Annotated in this window: 7 protein-coding genes; all 7 read right to left on the bottom strand. The window is 29.6% G+C overall.

All coding sequences use genetic code 11. The features are described 5' to 3' along the window. On the bottom strand, window positions 1-259 hold a 259-nt coding region (locus tag N4A40_08355), incomplete at its 3' end, for a type II toxin-antitoxin system RelE/ParE family toxin (GenBank protein ID MCT4661856.1). A 103-nt stretch (window positions 260-362) separates the two neighbouring features. Beyond that, on the bottom strand, window positions 363-635 hold the full coding sequence (locus N4A40_08360) for a hypothetical protein (protein MCT4661857.1): 273 nt from the start codon (window positions 633-635) through the stop codon (window positions 363-365). 146 nt (window positions 636-781) lie between these two features. Beyond that, window positions 782-964, bottom strand: a complete 183-nt coding sequence (locus N4A40_08365) for a ribbon-helix-helix protein, CopG family (GenBank protein MCT4661858.1) — start codon at window positions 962-964, stop codon at window positions 782-784. A gap of 106 nt (window positions 965-1,070) precedes the next feature. Continuing rightward, entirely contained in the window at window positions 1,071-2,690 is a 1,620-nt protein-coding gene (locus N4A40_08370; protein ID MCT4661859.1) for a DUF2326 domain-containing protein, read from the bottom strand. After that, window positions 2,668-2,907, bottom strand: a complete 240-nt coding sequence (locus tag N4A40_08375) for a hypothetical protein (protein ID MCT4661860.1) — start codon at window positions 2,905-2,907, stop codon at window positions 2,668-2,670. The genes N4A40_08370 and N4A40_08375 overlap by 23 nt, the downstream gene beginning before the upstream one ends. Next, on the bottom strand, window positions 2,904-3,665 hold the full coding sequence (locus tag N4A40_08380; GenBank protein ID MCT4661861.1) for an HNH endonuclease: 762 nt from the start codon (window positions 3,663-3,665) through the stop codon (window positions 2,904-2,906). Before N4A40_08380 ends, N4A40_08375 begins: the two co-directional genes overlap by 4 nt. 247 nt (window positions 3,666-3,912) lie before the next feature. Beyond that, the coding region (locus N4A40_08385; GenBank protein ID MCT4661862.1) for a TnpV protein at window positions 3,913-4,137 on the bottom strand (225 nt) is incomplete at its 5' end.

Consider the following 4,137-nt stretch of genomic DNA (forward strand, 5'->3'; position numbering starts at 1 on the left):
ATCCATTGGTTAATATAATATTATTATCCACATAAAAGAAATAGAATATCCTTGATATGTTACTTGAGAACTTAATTCTAAGTTCAAATATGCCTTTATCAATATATTTGCAATGGGGTTCTCTTAATTCTCTTCCATTATCTCTTAGCAAGGTTATCTCTCTTGCTACTTTTGCTTTCATTTTCGTCTCCAAGCTATCTAGAAATTCTCTCATTGGCTCTTTCCCATTTTCGCCTTGGTAAAATTTTATATTATACATAACTATCTCCTACTACTATATTATGCTATATATAGCATATTGTCAATGCTTTTATGTAGTTTCATTGCTCCGTTAGCTTAAAATCTGATTTGTCTTGATGACATTAATCATTATCTTCAGCATAAAGTTCAGCTGCTAACTTAAAGCCTATTTTAAATCCATATACAAAATGAATCTTAGTCTCTAGTACAGAACGCTGTGCTTTGTTATCCAGTAGTCTATCATATATTTGCCTCTGCTGTTGACTCATTAGTTTTAGAAATTCATCTTCTTCTTTGATAATCTTGGAACTGCATTTTTCATACTCATCTGTTCGGATGAAATTCTCAAAGGAATCAATTTCTCCGTTAAATAGTTGTTCTATTACTGATCCCATATAATCCTCCTTTGCCTAATCTATAAATAACTTAAGATTACATTGAATTTCACAATAAACAGATGGTATAATATATTTACCTCTGCTTATTGTGGGGGTAGTATAGAAGTAGTGTTCTAGTTTAGAGACATGGCACTACTTCTTTTCTATTTATCCCTTAGGTCATCAGCAATCTTTTTGATTCCCTTACGAACTACATCAGAACGGTTGCTTTTAAGTTCTTCAACACATTCATCAAGCATATCCATCGTTTCTTGGTCTACTCTAATTTGTAGTTTTATATTCTTAGGTTTCTCAGAAGGTGGACGACCTATTTTCTTTGGCGACATTGCTTCACCTCACTTTATGCCAGTACAATAACATTATATATTTGTCATGACAAAAAGTCAACAAGCACAATAAAAAATAACCACAGCTAGAGCCGTGGTCACAATTTTATTTATCTTGCTTTTTCCAATTCTTAATAAATAATACCTTATCTTTTGATAGTTGTAGTGCTTTATGTTCCTCAATAATTTGTGCGGCATTCTTATCATAAGAATTAAGCTTATCTATTGCAATAAAAATCTGTTTATTTCTATGACTGTATATTTCAATTATATTCTCCAAAGCAGAATTCTCAATATTTTTTAATAAAGGTAGATCATGAGCTATAGCAGGCAAACACGTTAAATCAAGTAGGGCTAAATCAAATGAAATTAAATTGGCAAATGCCGTTCCTGTTCCGGTATCACCATATGTATTAAAAGTATATCTATTACCATGAATATTTATCGTTGGCGCTCTACGACCATCAGGATATATCTCTTTATTCAGTTCATACATCTTGACATTAATCTCACTACACATTTCATCCAAAACTTTCTCTTTTAATAGATTTAAATCATCTTTGGATGTTTTAATAGATTCTTCTAATCCTTTTTTCTTAGTATAATAACTATTTTCATCATTTAATTGTTTGATTTGAGCCACTAAATCAACAACCTTTTCAACAGCAAATTTAGGGGCATTTTTTACTGTAAGTTTTTCTTCAATTTCTTTGTTAATACTGTCTATATGACTTTCTATATCAACAATTTGCTTCTTTAATTCTTTTTCTACTTTTTTTAGTTCGCTTGATAAATTCTTAGTTATTGTTTGATGAAAATCATCTAATTTATTAATTTGCTCCACATTAAAATTAGGGAAGTACTCAACAAAGTGCTCTAATTCTGACTTGAAATTTATTTTCTTATTTTTTAAGTTATTTTGTGTTCTTACCAACCTACTATTTAATTTATTTTTATTTGTAACTAGATCACTTTTATCTTTTCTAAGCTTTAGTATCTCTTTAGATATTAATGCTTCAATGTTAGTAGTTGCAGTTAATATATCTTTTTTTAATACCTCTAGCTGATTTGATAGCTCAGTAATTTTTTTCTCATTCTTCCCATATAATGTTCTAGTGATAGCATGCGGAATCAAATCCTTCTTTGCCGCTTCCACTAGTGTGGACTTCTCATCTTCTAACTTTTTAATTTGTATTTCGTAATCTTTAAGAACATCATATTTGTCAAATAATTTTAGTAATGCAGTTATTGACTTTGACGCGCTTTCTTTTTCAAAATATTGGATCGGTTTACGTTCATTAAGATTTTCTTTTCCATAAACCCTAAAATACCTACCAATGATACTTCTAAATGATAATCCTTCTAATTCACAAGAATACTTTTTTTGAAGCCAATTTGTATAGTCTTCTACCTTTATACTATCAAGTACTTCAAATTTTTCATCGCAAAAAGATACATACTTATATTCACTTGTTGACCTAATAAAATAACTTATTTCTTCATCAAATTCAAAGGTAAATTTAAAATCATGATGTCCTAATTGGTCTATTGCATCATGATTTTTATTAATATATTCATTTCCCCCAAATACAAAATCTATTATCATCAGCATAGTAGATTTTCCAATTGAGTTAGATGCGATATCATCACCAATAATTGAATTTAAGCCCTTATGGAAAATCACATCTTTCTGCAAGAACTTATCACAACGTATTTTCTTTAACATATATTACCACCTGCGTTTTCTTATTGTAATTAATTTTTTCTAAGGTATATAAAACATCTAATGCAACTATGTATTGATTTATATCATCAAATTTATCTTTAACCCTAATATATAATTCATCAATCTTTAAATCTTCAACAACTAACTCATCAAGAATAAACACGATCTTAGCTAGTATGCTATCACTAAATGTAATGAGCTTATTGGGTAAAATCATGAAAACACCTCACAATCTTGTATGAAGAATGCTATAACGATTTCACATGCTCTCTTAGAATATCCATTAGTTTTTTCATTAAGCCATTCCACTAAAGAATCATAAACCCTTTCTTGGTTTTGATTAATCTGCATACATTTTAAGTAAAAAGTCTTCACCTGTGATGCTAAAGTTTCAAATTTATATGGTTGTTCTTGATTCATACTGATGAAATTTCTACGAATGTAATCAAAATAATCAACTACATCATTCTTTACCGTTCTTTTTATTGCAAATGGCAAAGTTTCATTTGCTTTCTCGTCAATCTTTAATGAGTCATAGCTTAATTGCACAAGCTCTACCTCTATTTTTTCGTCATTCAGTTTCTCAAGAATAACTTTGATATCTTCTTCAATATTAAATATTTCATATGTATCTCTAATTGCGGCATCTTGTAGTAGTTTTCTTTTTAATCGCATCCATTGACGATATTCTTCAATCGTACGAGGAGTATCAAATTTTTTATGACAAATCCTACAAACCGCAATAACATTCTTTAAATCATTTACATCCTCACTAAGCCTTCCTTCATTTTCTAATAACACTTCCTCTTCTGGGCGAGGATTAGCTGGATATATATGTGCAACTTCAAAAGCCTTATAAATATTCTTTTTCTTTTTATACGATAATACTTTTCCACATAATGGACATCTGCCACCAACTTCATTAAAAAGTAACATCTTTTCATTGTTTGAAAATTCTCTTCTATTATCTGCCATATTTATCACCATCTCATTACAAAACTATTTAACATTAAAATTTCATCGTTTGTACCTAATTATAGCATATACGACTACTCTGTTCTACAAAAATATGGAAACTTCTTATATTAGCATATCATCTGATTACTTTTATTTAATATTATTCCATAAGACTAGGGGGGATAAATTTGCTACAAAATATAGCCCATACAAAATGTTCGTAACAATATCTTGTAGCAAAACCACACCAATCCTTGCAAATTAGCTAATTAACTCCATAAAATATCAAGTATTTCTTAATAATTTCCTCTGCATAATTTCTAGCTTGCTGTCTAATTCTATACATTTCCATAAAATCGCTATCCATTGTTAATGAATGGCGTTCAATATACTGTTTTTCCAACCTCTCCATCATCTCTATTGCTTCTCTTTGAATATCCTCTATATGCTCATAAAGCGTCTCTCTCACCAACATCTCAGCATATAACTC

This window comes from Tissierellales bacterium, assembly GCA_025210965.1.
Lineage (GTDB): Bacteria > Bacillota > Clostridia > Tissierellales > JAOAQY01 > JAOAQY01.